The organism is Paenibacillus sp. FSL H7-0735 (assembly GCF_038008505.1).
Taxonomy (GTDB): Bacteria; Bacillota; Bacilli; order Paenibacillales; family Paenibacillaceae; genus Paenibacillus_AQ; species Paenibacillus_AQ odorifer.
Genome location: NZ_JBBOZH010000001.1, coordinates 3,799,379 through 3,815,231 on the forward strand (window position 1 = coordinate 3,799,379; position 15,853 = coordinate 3,815,231).

19 protein-coding genes are annotated in these 15,853 nt (G+C 41.1%); 15 read left to right on the forward strand and 4 right to left on the reverse strand.

Features of this window, described 5'->3' with window-relative positions; all coding sequences use genetic code 11:
* The first annotated feature begins 81 nt into the window (after nucleotides 1-81).
* From NSS82_RS17205 to NSS82_RS17225, 5 genes are all read left to right on the forward strand, one after another.
* A complete protein-coding gene (locus NSS82_RS17205) occupies nucleotides 82-1,881 on the forward strand; it encodes an RCC1 domain-containing protein (RefSeq protein ID WP_340960208.1) in 1,800 nt (599 codons plus the stop codon).
* 161 nt (nucleotides 1,882-2,042) lie between these two features.
* Nucleotides 2,043-3,053 (forward strand): phosphotransferase enzyme family protein, encoded by a 1,011-nt coding sequence (locus NSS82_RS17210; protein WP_076272600.1) that lies wholly within the window; start codon nucleotides 2,043-2,045, stop codon nucleotides 3,051-3,053.
* 137 nt (nucleotides 3,054-3,190) lie between these two features.
* On the forward strand, nucleotides 3,191-3,778 hold the full coding sequence (locus tag NSS82_RS17215) for a DUF1349 domain-containing protein (protein WP_076099164.1): 588 nt from the start codon (nucleotides 3,191-3,193) through the stop codon (nucleotides 3,776-3,778).
* A 159-nt stretch (nucleotides 3,779-3,937) separates the two neighbouring features.
* Entirely contained in the window at nucleotides 3,938-4,201 is a 264-nt protein-coding gene (locus NSS82_RS17220; RefSeq protein WP_081386600.1) for a hypothetical protein, read from the forward strand.
* A 128-nt stretch (nucleotides 4,202-4,329) separates the two neighbouring features.
* Nucleotides 4,330-4,521, forward strand: a complete 192-nt coding sequence (locus NSS82_RS17225; protein ID WP_036677120.1) for a hypothetical protein — start codon at nucleotides 4,330-4,332, stop codon at nucleotides 4,519-4,521.
* 93 nt (nucleotides 4,522-4,614) lie between these two features.
* On the opposite strand, the gene NSS82_RS17230 is transcribed toward NSS82_RS17225, so the two are convergent.
* Nucleotides 4,615-5,427 (reverse strand): class I SAM-dependent methyltransferase, encoded by an 813-nt coding sequence (locus NSS82_RS17230; protein ID WP_076272601.1) that lies wholly within the window; start codon nucleotides 5,425-5,427, stop codon nucleotides 4,615-4,617.
* Between the two features lie 223 nt (nucleotides 5,428-5,650).
* On the opposite strand from NSS82_RS17230, the gene NSS82_RS17235 reads away from it, so the two are divergent.
* Nucleotides 5,651-5,794 (forward strand): hypothetical protein, encoded by a 144-nt coding sequence (locus NSS82_RS17235; protein WP_176462520.1) that lies wholly within the window; start codon nucleotides 5,651-5,653, stop codon nucleotides 5,792-5,794.
* A gap of 354 nt (nucleotides 5,795-6,148) precedes the next feature.
* Here NSS82_RS17235 and NSS82_RS17240 read toward each other — a convergent pair whose 3' ends face one another.
* On the reverse strand, nucleotides 6,149-6,694 hold the full coding sequence (locus NSS82_RS17240; protein ID WP_076272602.1) for a TetR/AcrR family transcriptional regulator: 546 nt from the start codon (nucleotides 6,692-6,694) through the stop codon (nucleotides 6,149-6,151).
* A 201-nt stretch (nucleotides 6,695-6,895) separates the two neighbouring features.
* On the opposite strand from NSS82_RS17240, the gene NSS82_RS17245 reads away from it, so the two are divergent.
* The 3 genes from NSS82_RS17245 (at nucleotide 6,896) to NSS82_RS17255 (ending at nucleotide 8,982) form a co-directional block, all read left to right on the forward strand.
* Nucleotides 6,896-7,879, forward strand: a complete 984-nt coding sequence (locus tag NSS82_RS17245; protein ID WP_076272603.1) for an aldo/keto reductase — start codon at nucleotides 6,896-6,898, stop codon at nucleotides 7,877-7,879.
* A 103-nt stretch (nucleotides 7,880-7,982) separates the two neighbouring features.
* Nucleotides 7,983-8,570 (forward strand): SDR family oxidoreductase, encoded by a 588-nt coding sequence (locus NSS82_RS17250; RefSeq protein WP_076272604.1) that lies wholly within the window; start codon nucleotides 7,983-7,985, stop codon nucleotides 8,568-8,570.
* Between the two features lie 49 nt (nucleotides 8,571-8,619).
* The gene (locus NSS82_RS17255) at nucleotides 8,620-8,982 is read left to right on the forward strand and encodes a cyclophilin-like fold protein (RefSeq protein WP_076272605.1); all 363 of its coding nucleotides are present in this window, start codon (nucleotides 8,620-8,622) and stop codon (nucleotides 8,980-8,982) included.
* Nucleotides 8,983-9,082: 100 nt separating this feature from the next.
* On the opposite strand, the gene NSS82_RS17260 is transcribed toward NSS82_RS17255, so the two are convergent.
* Complete coding sequence (locus NSS82_RS17260) at nucleotides 9,083-9,631, reverse strand: TetR/AcrR family transcriptional regulator (RefSeq protein WP_076099158.1); 549 nt, start codon at nucleotides 9,629-9,631, stop codon at nucleotides 9,083-9,085.
* A gap of 270 nt (nucleotides 9,632-9,901) precedes the next feature.
* Between NSS82_RS17260 and NSS82_RS17265 the strand changes: the two genes are divergently transcribed.
* The 5 genes from NSS82_RS17265 to NSS82_RS17285 all read left to right on the forward strand — a co-directional run bounded on the left by NSS82_RS17265 (nucleotide 9,902) and on the right by NSS82_RS17285 (nucleotide 14,192).
* Nucleotides 9,902-10,960: an NAD(P)-dependent alcohol dehydrogenase gene (locus tag NSS82_RS17265; protein ID WP_076106613.1), complete on the forward strand. Its 1,059-nt coding sequence runs from the start codon at nucleotides 9,902-9,904 to the stop codon at nucleotides 10,958-10,960.
* 205 nt (nucleotides 10,961-11,165) lie between these two features.
* Nucleotides 11,166-11,924, forward strand: a complete 759-nt coding sequence (locus NSS82_RS17270; protein ID WP_076273194.1) for a carboxymuconolactone decarboxylase family protein — start codon at nucleotides 11,166-11,168, stop codon at nucleotides 11,922-11,924.
* Nucleotides 11,925-11,958: 34 nt separating this feature from the next.
* Nucleotides 11,959-12,795, forward strand: a complete 837-nt coding sequence (locus NSS82_RS17275; RefSeq protein WP_076273195.1) for an SDR family oxidoreductase — start codon at nucleotides 11,959-11,961, stop codon at nucleotides 12,793-12,795.
* A gap of 66 nt (nucleotides 12,796-12,861) precedes the next feature.
* Nucleotides 12,862-13,176 (forward strand): cupin domain-containing protein, encoded by a 315-nt coding sequence (locus NSS82_RS17280; protein ID WP_254924485.1) that lies wholly within the window; start codon nucleotides 12,862-12,864, stop codon nucleotides 13,174-13,176.
* A gap of 35 nt (nucleotides 13,177-13,211) precedes the next feature.
* Complete coding sequence (locus NSS82_RS17285; protein ID WP_076273197.1) at nucleotides 13,212-14,192, forward strand: aldo/keto reductase; 981 nt, start codon at nucleotides 13,212-13,214, stop codon at nucleotides 14,190-14,192.
* Between the two features lie 244 nt (nucleotides 14,193-14,436).
* On the opposite strand, the gene NSS82_RS17290 is transcribed toward NSS82_RS17285, so the two are convergent.
* The gene (locus tag NSS82_RS17290) at nucleotides 14,437-15,087 is read right to left on the reverse strand and encodes a helix-turn-helix transcriptional regulator (RefSeq protein ID WP_076273198.1); all 651 of its coding nucleotides are present in this window, start codon (nucleotides 15,085-15,087) and stop codon (nucleotides 14,437-14,439) included.
* 166 nt (nucleotides 15,088-15,253) lie between these two features.
* Between NSS82_RS17290 and NSS82_RS17295 the strand changes: the two genes are divergently transcribed.
* Entirely contained in the window at nucleotides 15,254-15,769 is a 516-nt protein-coding gene (locus NSS82_RS17295; RefSeq protein ID WP_256718560.1) for an MFS transporter, read from the forward strand.
* Nucleotides 15,770-15,853 lie beyond the last annotated feature (84 nt).

Consider the following 15,853-nt stretch of genomic DNA (forward strand, 5'->3'; position numbering starts at 1 on the left):
CAAGATTTGAGGTAGGAACCATCCATTTTATTTGATAGGAAGTGATTAAAAATGGCAAGGAAGCTATTTCCGATAAAAAAAATGAGCTTAATGTTGGTGTTAGTTCTTATATTTCCATCCGTCATTCAATTCCCGTCTGTAGGAGATGCAAAAGGACGCTCTTTTGAACAAGTAAAGCTATTGGCTGCACCAGCGAATCTGGCAGTCAGCGATTCAACCTCCACAAGCATTCGCCTTACCTGGGATGCCGTAGAGGGAACCTCTAACACGGATGTGAGTTATAAGGTAAATCTAATGGAGTCTACCAATCCTAGCGTAACCGATGTGGTCTATACCTTCGATTCAGGCGAATTAACGGAGTATACGGTGAAGGGATTGGTTTCCGACCGGAGCTATACATTTACGGTCCAAGCCGTAAACATATCCGGACCCGTGTCAAAAACAAGTCCACCTTTAACCGCAAGTACGCTTCCAGCGGAAGCGTACCCACCAACAACGAAGGAAGAGAAACTCCCTCTAACCGATCAAGAATCACCGAGTACGCCCGAGCTAACTCTTTTCAGTCGCACATCAGATAGCATTAGCTTGGCATGGATTTCATCCGAGGATAATGTCGGAGTTGCGGAATATGTTCTATATAAGGACTCTGATCTGTTGGCAGAAGTAACAGTTAGCACAACGGTCTACACGGCCGTCGACTTGAAGGCTGGACAGGAGTATACCTTTGTAGTACAAGCTATAGACGAAGCAGGGAACAAATCAGCAATTAGTAACGAGTTGAAGGTTAGTACACTTGATGTTGTAAGTAATGTTGGTCCCATTATGAGCATGGGCAACGGGAATTCCTTTCATACATTGACTGTACAGCTGGATGGTACCGTATGGGCTTGGGGCAATAATAGGATGGGCCAGCTCGGTGATAGCACAACCATTGCTCGTAATAAGCCTGTGCGAATTGTTGGCTTGCCGGAGATAAGCGCCACATCCGTTGGACAAGACCATTCCATCGCGCTCGCGACGGACGGAACGATTTGGACATGGGGAAGCAATAGCGTGGGCCAGCTGGGTAATGGTACGTCGGCGCCCCAGCTTGTGCCGCAGCAAGTGACTGGATTAGTGAATGTCATAGCGGTTCAAGCAGGTGAGCAGCATTCGTTAGCGTTGTTGTCCGATGGAACGGTGTGGGCATGGGGACTTAACACATATGGGCAGCTTGGAGATGGAACCACCGAGGATAGTGCATTACCGGTGCAGGTTGCAGGTTTGGACTCAATCGCATCGATCTCAGCCGGAGCCTTTCATAATCTAGCGGTTAGCCACGATGGTCAGGTTTATGCATGGGGGTTCAATGCCTACGGTCAGCTCGGAGATAACACAAAAATCGACCACGTGACCCCAGTGCAGGTTGCTGAGTTAAGCAGCGTTACTTCCGTATCTGCCGGCTTTTATCACAGCATGGCAGTGAAAAAGGACGGAACCGTATGGAGCTGGGGAACGAACGTTAAGGGAATCTTGGGGGATGGGACAACCGAAGATCATTATACTCCCGTTCAAGCCTTGGATCTTGGTTCAGTTATCAGTGTATCCGCTGGCGCCTTGCATAGCATGGCTCTGAAAAGCGATGGAAACGTATGGTTATGGGGAGCGAACAATGAGGGCCAGCTCGGTGGTAGTGCTGAGTCGGAGCGTTCCCTCGCTTCTAAGCTCAACATTGGCAGTCGTATCGTCGCTATTAGTGCAGGTTATATGAGCGGCGGTGCGGTTAGTGAGGAGGGGACCTTGCTGACCTGGGGGTATAATGGGTTAGCCCAGCTTGGTGATGGCACTTATACTAATGTCATAGAACCTGTTGCAATTTCGCTTGTAGAAGAATCTTATTAGATTTGAAGAGTAGGGAATTTCATGCCTAAATGGCAATGAATTCCCTATTTTTATAGGTGAGTCAAAAAGAGAAAACTCTTTTCATATTCATTCTTTATCATTACAGCTATCCGTCTAGACTGTTAAAATGATGGAAGTATGGTAGACAAAGGAGATAAGCAATGAATAACGGCTTTCAGATCAATACTGAGGAGAATCGACTCCGAACTCTGAGACAAGTAAAGCAAGCGGCCTTTCATGCTTTGCAGGAATACGAAATAGACTGGAACTCCATTCACTTCATTCAAGTATCCGAACATGTCACCTTCCGCATTGTAAGCGAAGTGGGGGAACAGTTCTTGCTCCGTATTCACCCGAATAACAAACAACGCGAAGGAACCATTTCAGAAATAGAGTGGTTGTTCGCATTGAAGAGTAAGGGCCTCATCTTGCCCGAAGCTGTAATCAATCGTGAAGGGGCCTTTATTACGGAAACGTCGGTGTGTGACGGACAACGGTTTTATTCGAGCTTAATGAAATGGGTCGAGGGAAAGCATGTAGACAAAAGCGAACTAACGGAGGAAGGCATCCGTAAAACAGGATCATTGATGGCAAAGCTTCATGAGGCCAGCTCTGATTTTAGTCCTTCCAGCGGCTTTACTCGTCCTTCTTGGGGTGCACTGAGCTTTAAACGGGACTGGGATCACCTAAGTCTACATCGCAAACATTTCATATCGGATGAGGGTTTTAAGTTGTATTCCGTAGCTGCCACTAAAGTGGCAACATGTCTCGAAACGATCACAAGACATGAACAAAATTATGGGATGATCCACGCGGACTTACATAATGGAAATGTCATTTTTCAGGATAATGAACCGTACCCTATTGATTTTGGCAGGTGTGGCTTCGGCTACCATCTTTACGATATAGCTCAGGCTATTATGGGATTATACCCAACACAAAGAGCTTATTTCGTCGAAGGATATCAGAGAATCAGAAAGTTGGAAGATGAACATATAATGAAGCTAGAGTGCTTCTTAGTCATGGCAATAATCGAAGCCTATAGCTTTCATGCAGAGAATCCGCTAGAGACCGAGGGTTTGATTGAAGAGCAGCCATATGCTCAAGCGATTTTGAGAGCTTATGTGAACGGGACAACCTTTTTATTTAATTCTCTGGATACTTCAATATAAAAGATTAGAAAATGATGTGCGTTATATTCTTCAAATGGTATTATTAGGATGAACTGCTGAAAACTATTTAAATTGTATTTGGAATCTTAGCAATGAAAATGGTTGACAAAACTTTATAAAAAGTGAGGAGTAGAGCAATGAACTTTAATAAAGAACAGCTTTTTTGGATAAATCCAATCAATGATTATTCTATTACAGAAAACAGGATTGAATTTGTAACGATGCCGAATACAGATTTTTGGCAACGAACCTATTATGGTTTTAGAAATGATAATTCACCTGCACTGTTAATGAAAACTGCTGAGAAGTATTTTTCATTTATAGTAAGAACAGATTATGATAGTGCAAATAGATACGAGCAGTGTGGGATAGTCATCTATCAGGACAGTGACAATTGGTTCAAAGCATCGGTAGAATATGAAAATGAGGAATTCCAAAGACTTGGAAGTGTGGTTACAAATCACGGATATTCAGATTGGGCAACAACAGATATCGATGCAAATATTAAAACAATGTATTATAGACTAAGTCGACGTGAAAGTGATTTCTGTATTGAAAGCTCTTTGGATGGAACTACATTTGAACAGATGCGTATTTTTCATTTGTTTGAAGGGAATGAGGAAATAAATTTTGGCTTATATGCTTGTAGCCCAGAGAATTCTTCATTTAAAGGTGTCTTCACGGAAATGGAAATTACTGAGTGTAAGTGGTTGGAACATAAATAGTCGTTTACGCAGCTGAAAGTGAATATTACTCAATAATGGCCTTCCTATAAAGGAAAGGTCTTTTTTAGTGGAGCGGTTATAAAGTTGTCATCAGTTTCCGATTTCTACATTTACTCATGTGGTAAAATTAAGATAAGTGGATCTTGGGAGGAGAGGACATTGAGTCTTGTGATGATCATTTTGTTACTGTTCTTAAATATTCCAGTATATAGATTTTTGTTTCGCGTGTTCTTCGTGGATAATGATGATTATAACGAATCGATTAGGCATACTTTTACGCCTAACATCATTTCTTTATTCCGGGGAGAGTATTGGAAGGATAGAATGAATACGGCAAGACTTCAGTTTTTTATACTCATTTGCGGTGGGATTATTGTTTTGGAATACCTTGTTTTGCATAAAATAATTGATATTTTTCGTTAAATAGAACTTCATTTAGAAACTTCTGCTTATGGTGAGCAGGAGTTTTTTTATCTTGCATAAGCACCGCTCTATTATGGAAAACTTATGTAGTGCGAATAAACAGCATGAATCCATTTTGCGAGGTGATAATGATGACAAATCAAGATCCGCAGGAGCTTCTTAAAAGTAAACATAAGCTAGATGAGCAGAAGAGGCAGTTCACAAATTTTGCCCGAAGTGCTTCCGGTCATGGTGAAGTAGAAGCAGGCCAGGAATTCAGTAATGACCGAGTGCCAGATGATCAAAACCGTATGAAATCTGTTGAGAACAGACAAGATTGATCTTAAAAAAGCTATCAAATAAGCCGATCCTTTTCTGGATCGGCTTAGAATAATAATTATTACGTTGTAAGGTTGTTCAATAGGTATCGGATGCTAGAGTTTTCTTGCTTTAATTACAAAAGTTACAGGAAGCATCTTTGCTTTTTTTGCAAAATCGCTTCTATCGTCCCGCGACTGCATAAGTTCATCATCAGATTGCTCAATCATTTGCTCGATAACAAATCCAGCTTTAGAGAGCGCATTCACATAGGTTGATAATTTACGATCCGATAAGGTTAGCGTACTTTCTTCAAGAGATACTGAATACCAAGATTCATCGAAATAACATTTTTTGAAAACAAGCATATCATTTTCTGCAACAACACATTTGTGTATAGGGTGAGACCAGCTGAAAATAAATGATCCATCTTTTTTAAGGTAAGAAGCAATCCGGCTAAAAGTACCCTCAAGGTCTGTTGTCCAGCCTATGGCATAAACCGAATAAACAAAGTCAAAATAATCCTCTGGCAGGCCACATTCTTCTTCCATGGGAGAACAGATCAAATTTGCTGAAAGTCCGTGCGCCGTCAAAAGTTGCCTAGTCTTTTCGATTTGATTCTCTGATATATCCGTACCCCATAGTTCAGATGCATTGTGTTCCCCCAAATATTGCAAAGATTGGCCGCTTCCACAGCCTATCTCCAGCAACTTTTTCCCTGAGACATCACCAAAAAGTTGACATTGTTCTTCTGAGACAAATGCTCCATATAAAGGTAGTGCGGTAGCTCCTAAAACATCATTTCCTTTTGTATCCCAAAATAAGCTGTTTGTTTCATGAATAGCATTCGTATTCATATCGACCGAGATGGCGATGCCAACCTCACCCGCACCTATAACGTTTGTTCTATGACCAGAATTTTTGTCCATGCAGACACCCGCCCCAAATATAGATTATATAAGCCTAAACATATCTCCCGACTTGCGCGTAATCCTAATACATATATCGAACACGAACAAGCTGAGGTATCAACCATAGAATAATCTACCATTTTTCTATTAACATATCTACCCAAAATTTTCCACTAAAACTTCCATTTATAATAAAGCATGAATTTCTGTTTCACTCGCAGGGGGAGAAGAATACGTATGAATGGAACGATATATGAATTACGGTCAGGATCAATTTTTCTTGCTGCTCCATTCGCTAGAATGGCGATTCTATCATCAGGACCTATACGAGGTGATCTCAATAAATTATTTTGCCAATCTGGATGCCTATGGGTTTGTTCACTAAATAGCGCAATTATCCTGGTTGTCCGTTTGGCTGCAGATCAAGCGACGTTAAAGTTATTGGATGTACGCCATATTAAAAACTATAACAAACTCCGAATAATAGGAACCTATTCAAGTTGCTCCAATTGCATCGTTTATATCTGAATATGATTTTTCAGGAAAAACCATCGTACCTTTTATTACTCATGTGGATATGGATCTGGACAGAGCTTTGAAATGATCAGAGAGCTTGTCCCGGAGGCAAAACGTCTTAGAAGGCTTTGATATAGAGTGTAATGAAGTGACAACTGCACAAGAAGCTGTATCTGAATGGCTACGTGAAATTGGGATAATTCATCCTTGTTTAAGATACTGACTATACAATCCTCTCTATCAATATTCCCACTTGTTTGGCCATTTCACGAGGTGGATAAGGCATTTCATTCTTAAACCACCATTCCACTACCTCTACATAAGCCGCTGCAATAAATCGAAGAATTACCTCTTCATTGAACCCCTCATTTTTCCCTTCTTCTATAGTCACTTCATCCTTTAAACCTTCCATGACAAATTCAAGGAATCTATTACGAAAAGAGAGGGCGCCTTGACTGGCTAACATCGTCGAGAAGAATAAATAATTGCTTTCTAGGTATTCAAACCAAATCAAACCTCCATCTATAAAATCCATTTCAACTGATGCATTACGTAGTTCTTCTAGTTCATTAATATGTTCTTCAATAAGCTTATCCAGCAGATCAAATTTATCTAGATAATGAAGGTAAATCGTTCTACGACTTACGTTTGCTTTGTCGGAAATATCCTGTATCGTAATCTGAGTAAAGTTTTTTTCGGAAATAAGTTCAATAACCGCTTGTTTTATCGCTTCTTTAGATTTAAGTATTCTTCTATCTACTTTAGGCATATGAGGATCACTGCTTTCTATAAATATTAGCTATTTTGAATCAATCTGTGAACTAATGCACAAATATCGGTCAATTAGTAATTGTAGACCTTTAATATCTATATATAATAATACACAGATGTAACCTAACAGAGCAACTTTCAAGTTAATTTATACGGTACATCTAAAAAATATAACGAAATGAAAGTGAGGAACTATAGAATGGAATATGTAAAACTTGGAAATACAGGTTTGGATGTATCACGAATTTGTCTTGGAGGGATGAGTTTTGGTATAGGAGAACGAGGCGATTTTCCGTGGGCACTTAATGAAGAACGCAGTCGTCCTATGATTAGAAAAGCACTTGATGTAGGAATCAATTTTTTTGATACTGCGAACGTCTACTCGGGCGGAACGAGTGAAGAAATCATTGGACGGCTCCTAAAGGAGTATGGCAACCGGGATGAAATCGTCCTAGCATCTAAAGTTTTTTACCCAACGAGTGAAGGTCCAAATGGTAGTGGGCTTTCCCGCAAAGCTATTATCAGTGAAATTGATAAAACACTTAAGCGTCTAGGAACCGATTATGTCGATCTCTATTATACCCACCGTTGGGATTACAATACGCCTATAGAAGAGACTATGGAAGCTTTGCATGATGTCGTGAAGGCAGGTAAGGCTAGATATATTGGCGCTTCCACGATGTATGCTTGGCAGTTCTTAAAAGCACAACATGCTGCTGACCGTAATGGTTGGACCAAGTTTGTAGCTATGCAGGATCATTACAATCTCTTATACCGAGAAGAGGAGAGAGAGATGATGCCACTATGTAAGGAAGATAAAATCGCAGTAATGCCTTGGAGTCCGCTGGCTGCTGGAAGATTGGCAAGACCTTGGGGGGAAACGGACGAGCGTGCCAAAGTTGATGCAATCGCAACAGCGATATATTCCTCAACAGCTGATTCAGATCGACTAGTCGTTGAACATGTAGCCGAAGTTGCTGCAACAAGGGGGGTACCGATGTCACAAATCGCACTTGCTTGGTTGCTTCACAAGGAGCCCGTTACATCTACAATTGTTGGAACAACTGAAATCTCTCATATTGAAGACGCAGTAGCTGCACTTTCGATTAAGTTGACACCTGAAGAAATGGACTTATTGGAAGAATCTTATGTGCCACATCCAGTTCTGGGTATGACGTTCTAATCTAAGTTCGGGTATAAACGAGTCCTCAAAAGTAATGTTCGATACAGATTTGTTATTGATATGTCGAAGCTTTAACTTTTAAAGATGAAAGGGAGTATTAATTATGACCAAAGTATTGATTCTTGGAGCAAACGGAGGAATTGCTGGTTATGCTATCGATTTATTCCTCAAAGAAACGGATGCTGAGTTAACGCTTTTCCTACGGAATGCTGGCAACCTAAGAAAACTTGATCCGTATCGCACTCGTGTTATTGAAGGCGATGTTATGGATTTGGAAACATTAAAAAAAGCAATGGCAGGCCAAGACGTTGTCTATGCCAATCTAGCTGGCAACCTCGAAAAAATGGCTAAGAACATTGTAGAAGCTATGAATGCGAGCAGCGTAAAACGCCTAATTTTCATCAATTCTATGGGCATTTATGATGAAGTTCCAGGGGAGAAATATGGTAGCATTTTAAACCCATATCGAAAGTCAGCTCAAGTCATTGAGGCTTCAAATCTTGACTATACGATATTGCGACCCGCATGGTTTACCAATAAGAATGAAATCGACTATGAAACAACTCAGAAAGGCGAATTGTTTAAGGGGTCGGAAGTATCACGTAAGAGTGTTGCTGATTTAATTGTTAAATTAGCTGTAACGCCGGGATTGGAAGTCCGTAGTAGCTTGGGTGTGAATAAGCCTGAGTAAGTTTAGAATACGATGGGCTTCTGAATTCATCAGGAGAGTGGAGAGAGCAATGGGGAAGTCAATAAAATTAACTTTAGATGGAAAAGAATATACAGCAACATTAAACAGTAACCGTACAGTAGAAGATATACTAAATATGTTACCAATGGAATTAACCCTAGAACGATATGCAGGTCACGAATACTACAGTTCACTTCCTAACAAGCCATCAATTCAGGGAGTTCCTATGACTTCAGATGCACATGCAGGTGGCATATACTACTATGATGGCTGGAGTGCTTTTACAGTGCTTTTTGATGACGCACATATTGCTCCTTATGAGGTCGTGCATATCGGAGATGTAAATGAGGATGTCATCCTACCGTTATCCGTAGCGGGTGCTACTGTAAAGGCTAAAGTTGAGATAAACTAGTGAAAAATAAAATATTAAATATACTGTACGAAATTCGCGCCCAGCGCGGATTTTCTGTTTTATGGGTACAATCTTTGATTAAGCCAAGAACTTGCACCTATTACTCACAAATTCTATCCAACAAGGCCCCTAACTGTTCTGCTAATACTTGATGAGTTACAGGCCTTTTGTTCGTAAACCACCATTCAACTACGCCCACATACGAGGAAGCCACAAATCGTACGACAAGATCTTTATTTAGCCCTTCGTTTTTCCCCTTTGTGTTATCTACTTCATCTTTGAACTCTTCAATCAAAAATTCAAGGAACCGGTTGCGAAAGAAAGGCGCTCCTTTACTCGCTAACATCATGGAGAAAAAATCGTAATTACTTTCGAAGTATTCCGTCCAAATCAGAGACCCAGTTACAAAATCCAAATCAGCTGCCGCTTCGCATCTCTCCTGAAGCTCATTAATATGGTTTTCAATAAGTTTATCCAACAAATCGTATTTATCCATGTAGTGGAGGTAAATCGTCCCACGGCTGACATTTGCTTGATCCGAAAGATCTTGAATGGTTATATCATCAAAATTTTTCTCAGCCATTAGTTTAATTACTGCTGTTTTTAATGCTTCCTGGGTTTTAAGAATTCTTCTATCGACCTTAGTCATTTTGCCCACCGAACTTTCTTTATCATCATAAATATAGAGAAAATACATTTTTGTACTTGTTTTTAATTATTAACAAATGTTTATTATTTTTCAATATAAATCAGTAAATAATAAACAAATTCAATCATTCTATTTATTAATGCACAAATCACTTGAAATTGACAATAGACCTCAAATGCAAATCAATTATAATAATAGACATAAGTTCATTAAGATAATTATGAACATTAATTATGGAATTCATCTTTTATTAGAAAGGATTGTTGTAATATGTGTAACAATCATAACAACATTACTACTCGAGTACTATGTGTTCCAGCGGCAAAGACACCATTTGAACTAACAACCATAGAACGTAGAGATTTAAGGCCAGATGATGTTTTAATAGATATTAAATATTGTGGTATCTGCCATTCTGATATTCACAATGCTCATGATGATTTTGGCAGCGGAGTTTTCCCGATGGTTCCGGGTCATGAGATTGCAGGTGTTGTTACTGCTGTAGGTAGTAGTGTGACAAAATTCACTGCTGGCGATCGTGTTGGCGTAGGCTGCTTTGTTGACTCGTGCGGGGAATGTGACTTCTGTCTCAGAGGAGAAGAGCAGTTTTGTAAGAAAGGTGTCGTCGTCGTATTTAATTCTATAGATTACGACGGAAATCTAACATATGGTGGATATAGTCAGAAAATCGTTGTGAAAGATAAGTTTGTTGTACGTATTCCGGATGCCTTAGAACTGGATGTGGCAAGCCCACTGTTGTGTGCAGGCATTACCACTTACTCGCCTCTTAGACATTGGAACGCTGGACCAGGTAAGAAGGTTGCGATTGTGGGAATGGGAGGACTTGGTCATCTGGCAGTTCAGTTTGCCCATATGATGGGCACTGAAGTAACTGTCCTAAGTCATAATTTGAACAAAAAAGAAGAAGCCTTTGCATTTGGTGCAAATCACTATTATCGAACGAATGATCCCGCCACATTTACTGAGTTGGCAGGTCAATTTGATCTAATTTTAAACACAGTTTCTGCGAATATAGATGTCGATGCCTTTCTATCCATACTTAATGTGGACGGAGCATTAGTTAATTTGGGTCTGCCAAACAAACCAGATCAATACAATGTTTTTTCCTTATTTGCTGGGCGTCGGAGCATTACTGCATCAAACGTTGGTGGTATCAAAGAAACTCAAGAGATGCTCGACTTTTCGGCTGAGCACGGAATCGCTCCAATGATCGAAGTCATTCGTGCGGACCAAGTTGACGAGGCATATGAACATGTCCTTCGTGGTGATGTACGATATCGGTTTGTAATCGATATGTCTACATTGTAATTGTTTATTCTGATGAAGTATGGGTCAATCAAAGGATTGACTCATCTTTAGTTTATCTGTAACTTTCATACCGTTATTCGGGTAGATAAGTCGACTATGAAATAACCGAAAAAGATAAACTTTTAATAGGAATCGAGATCTCACGGAAAAGTATCTACAGAAAGCGATAAACCAGCTTTTATTAAATTAAGAGGAGGTTTGAATCATGAGAATAACGGAGGCAGCAAATAAGTACCATGAAAGAATGTTCCCGGGCTATGAATCCAAATTATTAACAACAGATCCAGAGTTTATTGAACGGTTCGATAACTTTGCTTTTGATGAAGTGGTAAATCAGGACGATTTGGATGATCGTACTCGTATGATGGTCATTCTGTCTGTTTTAATTGGGTGTCAAGGGATTGACGAGTTTAAAGCCATGCTTCCAGCAGCACTAAACTTTGGTGTTACTCCTGTGGAAGCGAAGGAAATTGTCTATCAGTCAGTGCCTTACCTTGGCATTGGAAGGGTATTTCCCTTTCTGCATGCGGTAAATGATATTTTGACTGCCGGAGGTGTGGAACTACCTTTACCTAGTCAGGCAACTACAACCACAGAGAATCGTTTAGAAGCAGGAATTCAAGCACAAGTAGAAATTTTTGGAGAAAGCATGGAACAATTCTGGAAATCCGGTCCGGAAGAGAGTCGACACATTAATCATTGGCTTGCTGCTAACTGCTTTGGCGATTACTATACCCGAAAAGGACTCGACTACAAACAAAGAGAGATGATTACATTCTGCTTTCTCTTTGCCCAGGGTGGATGTGAACCTCAGTTAACCAGCCATGCGGCCGCCAATATCAGGCTTGGAAATGATAAGTCATTCCTGATCAAAATTATATCTCAATGCCTACCTTTCATAGGTTACCCGCGCAGTCTGAATGCTCTACGATGTGTGAATGAAGCAGCAGCGAAATCTAATTAAAAAAGAACGAAATAAAATTTTGGAGGAATTAATTATGAGTACATGGCTTATTACTGGTGTTAGTAGTGGCTTTGGTTATGAGATGACAAAACAGCTTCTTGAGAAGGGTGACAAGGTTATCGGAACTGCCCGTAACAAAAACAAGGTCGCCGAATTCATCGAGAATTATCCCGATACCTTCACTTGCGAGACACTGGATGTAACCGATGTTCCTGCTATTCATAAACTTGTTGACGGCTCTTTTGAGAAGTTTGGACATATCGACGTTATCCTAAGCAATGCAGGTTATGGCCTTTTCGGTGCAGCCGAGGAACTCTCAGACGCCGAGATTGATCATATCATCGCGACTAACCTAACTGGATCCATCCAGCTAATTCGGTCATCTCTGCCGCATCTGCGTGTTCAGGGTGGCGGGCGAATTATTCAGATCTCCTCCTATGGTGGTCAGGTTGCCTTTCCAGGTAATTCAATGTACCATGCCACCAAATTTGGTATAGAGGGATTTTGCGAATCGGTCGCTCAAGAGGTTGCACCGTTTAACATTGGTATTACATTGGTTGAGCCAGGAGGCGCCCGTACCGAGTTTCGATATGGCAGTGCACAGGTAGCGAACCTGATGCCAGAATACGATGAAAATCCGGCGCACAGCTTCTTGAATATGCTCGACCCTTCCAATGGACTAGCTCCCGGTGATCCAGTGCTTATGGTTTCCCGAATCATTGAGAGCGTTGATCAAGAACCTGCGCCAATGAGAATGGTACTCGGTTCTCAAGCACTGGCAAACACCGTTTCGACCTTGAAAGCCCGTATTGCTGACTACGAGACGCAGACTGAACTGGCCGCTTCAACTGACTTTCCTGCGGGAGAATAAGAGGATAACAGTACCATTTTTCCGTTAGGGGAAAAAGTTAAAGCAAACTTTACGGGTGATGCTTATTTGCAAATGGTGTTTACAGATCCTACTCCTCTTAATACTGCAATTGGAAATGTAACCTTTGCTCCAGGTGCTCGCAATAATTGGCACGCTCATCACATTGGACAAGTTCTGTTAATTACTGGCGGCAACGGCTGGTATCAAGAAGAAGGAAAATCTGCCCAATTACTTAAAACAGGTGATGTGGTCAATATTCCACCTAACGTAAGACATTGGCATGGTGCGACAAAAGATAGCTGGTTCGTGCATCTGGCCATGACTCCAGGGGAAACAGAATGGTTTGAAGCTGTCGATGATGAATGGTTTGAACAACTGTAGAAATTAATCTATATAAATAGAAGGAGGTTTACATTGTGGAATATATTAAATTTGGAAATACAGGTATGGATGTCTCTCGGATTTGCCTAGGCTGTATGAGCTTTGGAGATGTGCAGCCAGAAGGGCATCAATGGGTGCTTAATGAGGAGAACAGCCGTCCTATTATAAAAAGAGCGCTGGACCTCGGCATCAACTTTTTTGATACAGCGAATATCTATGCAAGTGGAACCAGTGAAGAGATTATAGGACGAGCTCTAAAGGATTATGCAAATCGGGATGAAATTGTCCTCGCAACAAAGGTTTGGGGGCGCATGCATCAAGGTCCAAACGGTGCTGGGCTTTCCCGAAAAGCTATAATGAGCGAGATAGATAAAAGTCTAAAGAGACTAGGGAACGATTATGTGGATCTCTATATCACCCATCGTTGGGATTACAACACGCCAATTGAAGAAACCATGGAAGCTATGCATGATGTGGTGAAGTCTGGAAAGGCCAGATATATCGGTGCTTCTGCTATGTATGCATGGCAATTTCAAAAAGCATTACATGTGGCGGAGAAAAATGGATGGACTCGTTTTGTATCCATGCAAAATCACCTGAATCTCATCTACCGCGAAGAGGAAAGGGAGATGATGCCACTTTGTAAGGACCAAAAAATTGCGGTGACTCCCTATAGTCCATTAGCATCTGGAAGACTGATTCGCGACTGGTCGGAAACCACGCAAAGATCCGAAACAGATCTAATTCAAAAAGCAAAATATGATTCTACTATTGATGCAGATCGATTGATCATTGAGCGAGTGGCGTCAATTGCAGAGAAGCGCGGTGTACCCCGTATTCATATTGCGCTTGCATGGCTGCTGCAAAAAGAATCTGTAGCTGCTCCTATTGTAGGTGCTACGAAAATTTCTCAACTCGAAGATTCAGTAGAAGCTCTATCTGTGAAATTAACCTCTGAAGAAATTTCATCACTAGAAGAACTATATGTTCCGCATTCTATAGTGGGAGCTCAGTGAACCTATTTTTTCTGAATAAGGGATATCGTAGTTAAATTGAGGAAGAAATGAAATGGAATATGTAACATTAAATAACGGGGTAAAGTTAAACTAAAACAACCCACAGCCAAGATCATTTTTATTATAAATCTTGGCTGTGGGTTGTTATCTATTTGTAATGAATATTATGATAATGGTTCATATCGCTAGTCATTGGATGCTCATGTGTGACATGGCAGGCGTTTGGAAAGTGCCACAGCAATTGTCAGATTCTAACCGTATATACACAGTTTCTTCCTCCCGCTAATATGTACTCCCCCCGTTCAATATGAACATTATTACCTAGAACAGTTTTAAATAGATGTAACTCATTTTTGCATAACCCGGTACATACAACAGCAGCTTCACAGATCGGGCAATGTTTCTCAATGAATAAAAGACTGCCATCATCCTGCTCCTTAACCTCGGCCATATAGCCTTCATTTGTTCGAATCTCGGCCAGTTTCTCCAGCTTCCCTCTAACGTCTGCTGTATCACCAAGTTGCTGAAGATATTGTTCTTGCATATTTTTATTTCGAACAGCCAGCAGCTTGTCCAGCCCCTCGTTTCCGAAAGCTTCTTTCATGGAATGGATCAGACTGACGGATAAATCCGAATATCCGCTTGGAAAAAACCGATCGGCCGCGGGGGTTAAGATCCATAGCTTGGTGGGCCGCCCCATGGGACGGGCCTCTTCTTTATTAGTAACCAGCCCTTCTTCTTTCAGCGCATTCAAATGTTGACGAATAGCCATTCCAGATAGCGAAAACTGCGAGGAGAGTGCCATAACATCCATTCCCCCTTGCTGCTTTAACAGATCAATGATCGCTCTTCGGGTCTTGGTTGAGACATCCTTTTTGGTTTGATTTCGGCTCAAGGTGCACCTCCTTTTGAAGCAACTAAATCTACATCACAGACTACATTTTAAACAAAAATGTTGACAAAGTCAAAGCTGAACTGTAGCTTAGACATTATAAACAAAAATGTTTACTAAGTGTCCGGATACGATGTATACATACCAATTTTCTTGGAGGTCACATTTCATGTCGTCTAATCATCAAAGTATTTTCAGCCCACGTTATTTTGCACTATCCATAGGTATTATTCTGTCAGTGATGGCCGTTGGATTCGAAGGTCTGTCCGTAACCACCATTGCCCCTTCGATTGCTGGAGATTTGAACGGCCTTAGCCTGTTTGGCTGGATATTCAGCACGTATCTGCTTGCGCAGATTATCGGAACTCTGGTCGTCGGTCGAATCATAGATAGAAGAGGACCTGCAATACCGTTCACTATCGCACTACTTTTGTTTATCGTTGGGTTGATCGCTGCCGCAACATCAGGCGATATGTATACCATGATAGGATCACGGGCCATGCAGGGTTTGGGTGCCGGAGCTATGATGACTTGTGTGTACACAGCAATATCCTTAAGCTACCCGGATGAATTACGCGCCAAAATACTAGGAGCGTTTGGTACGGCCTATGTTCTTCCGTCCATGCTCGGTCCATACGTTGCAGGTCTTATCGCAGATCAGTGGTCCTGGCGGTTTGTTTTCTGAGGAATATTACCGATCCTGATAATTTCAGCGCTGCTTAGTTTACCTGCGTTCACGAAATTAAAAACACCGAAGACACAAGGGGAT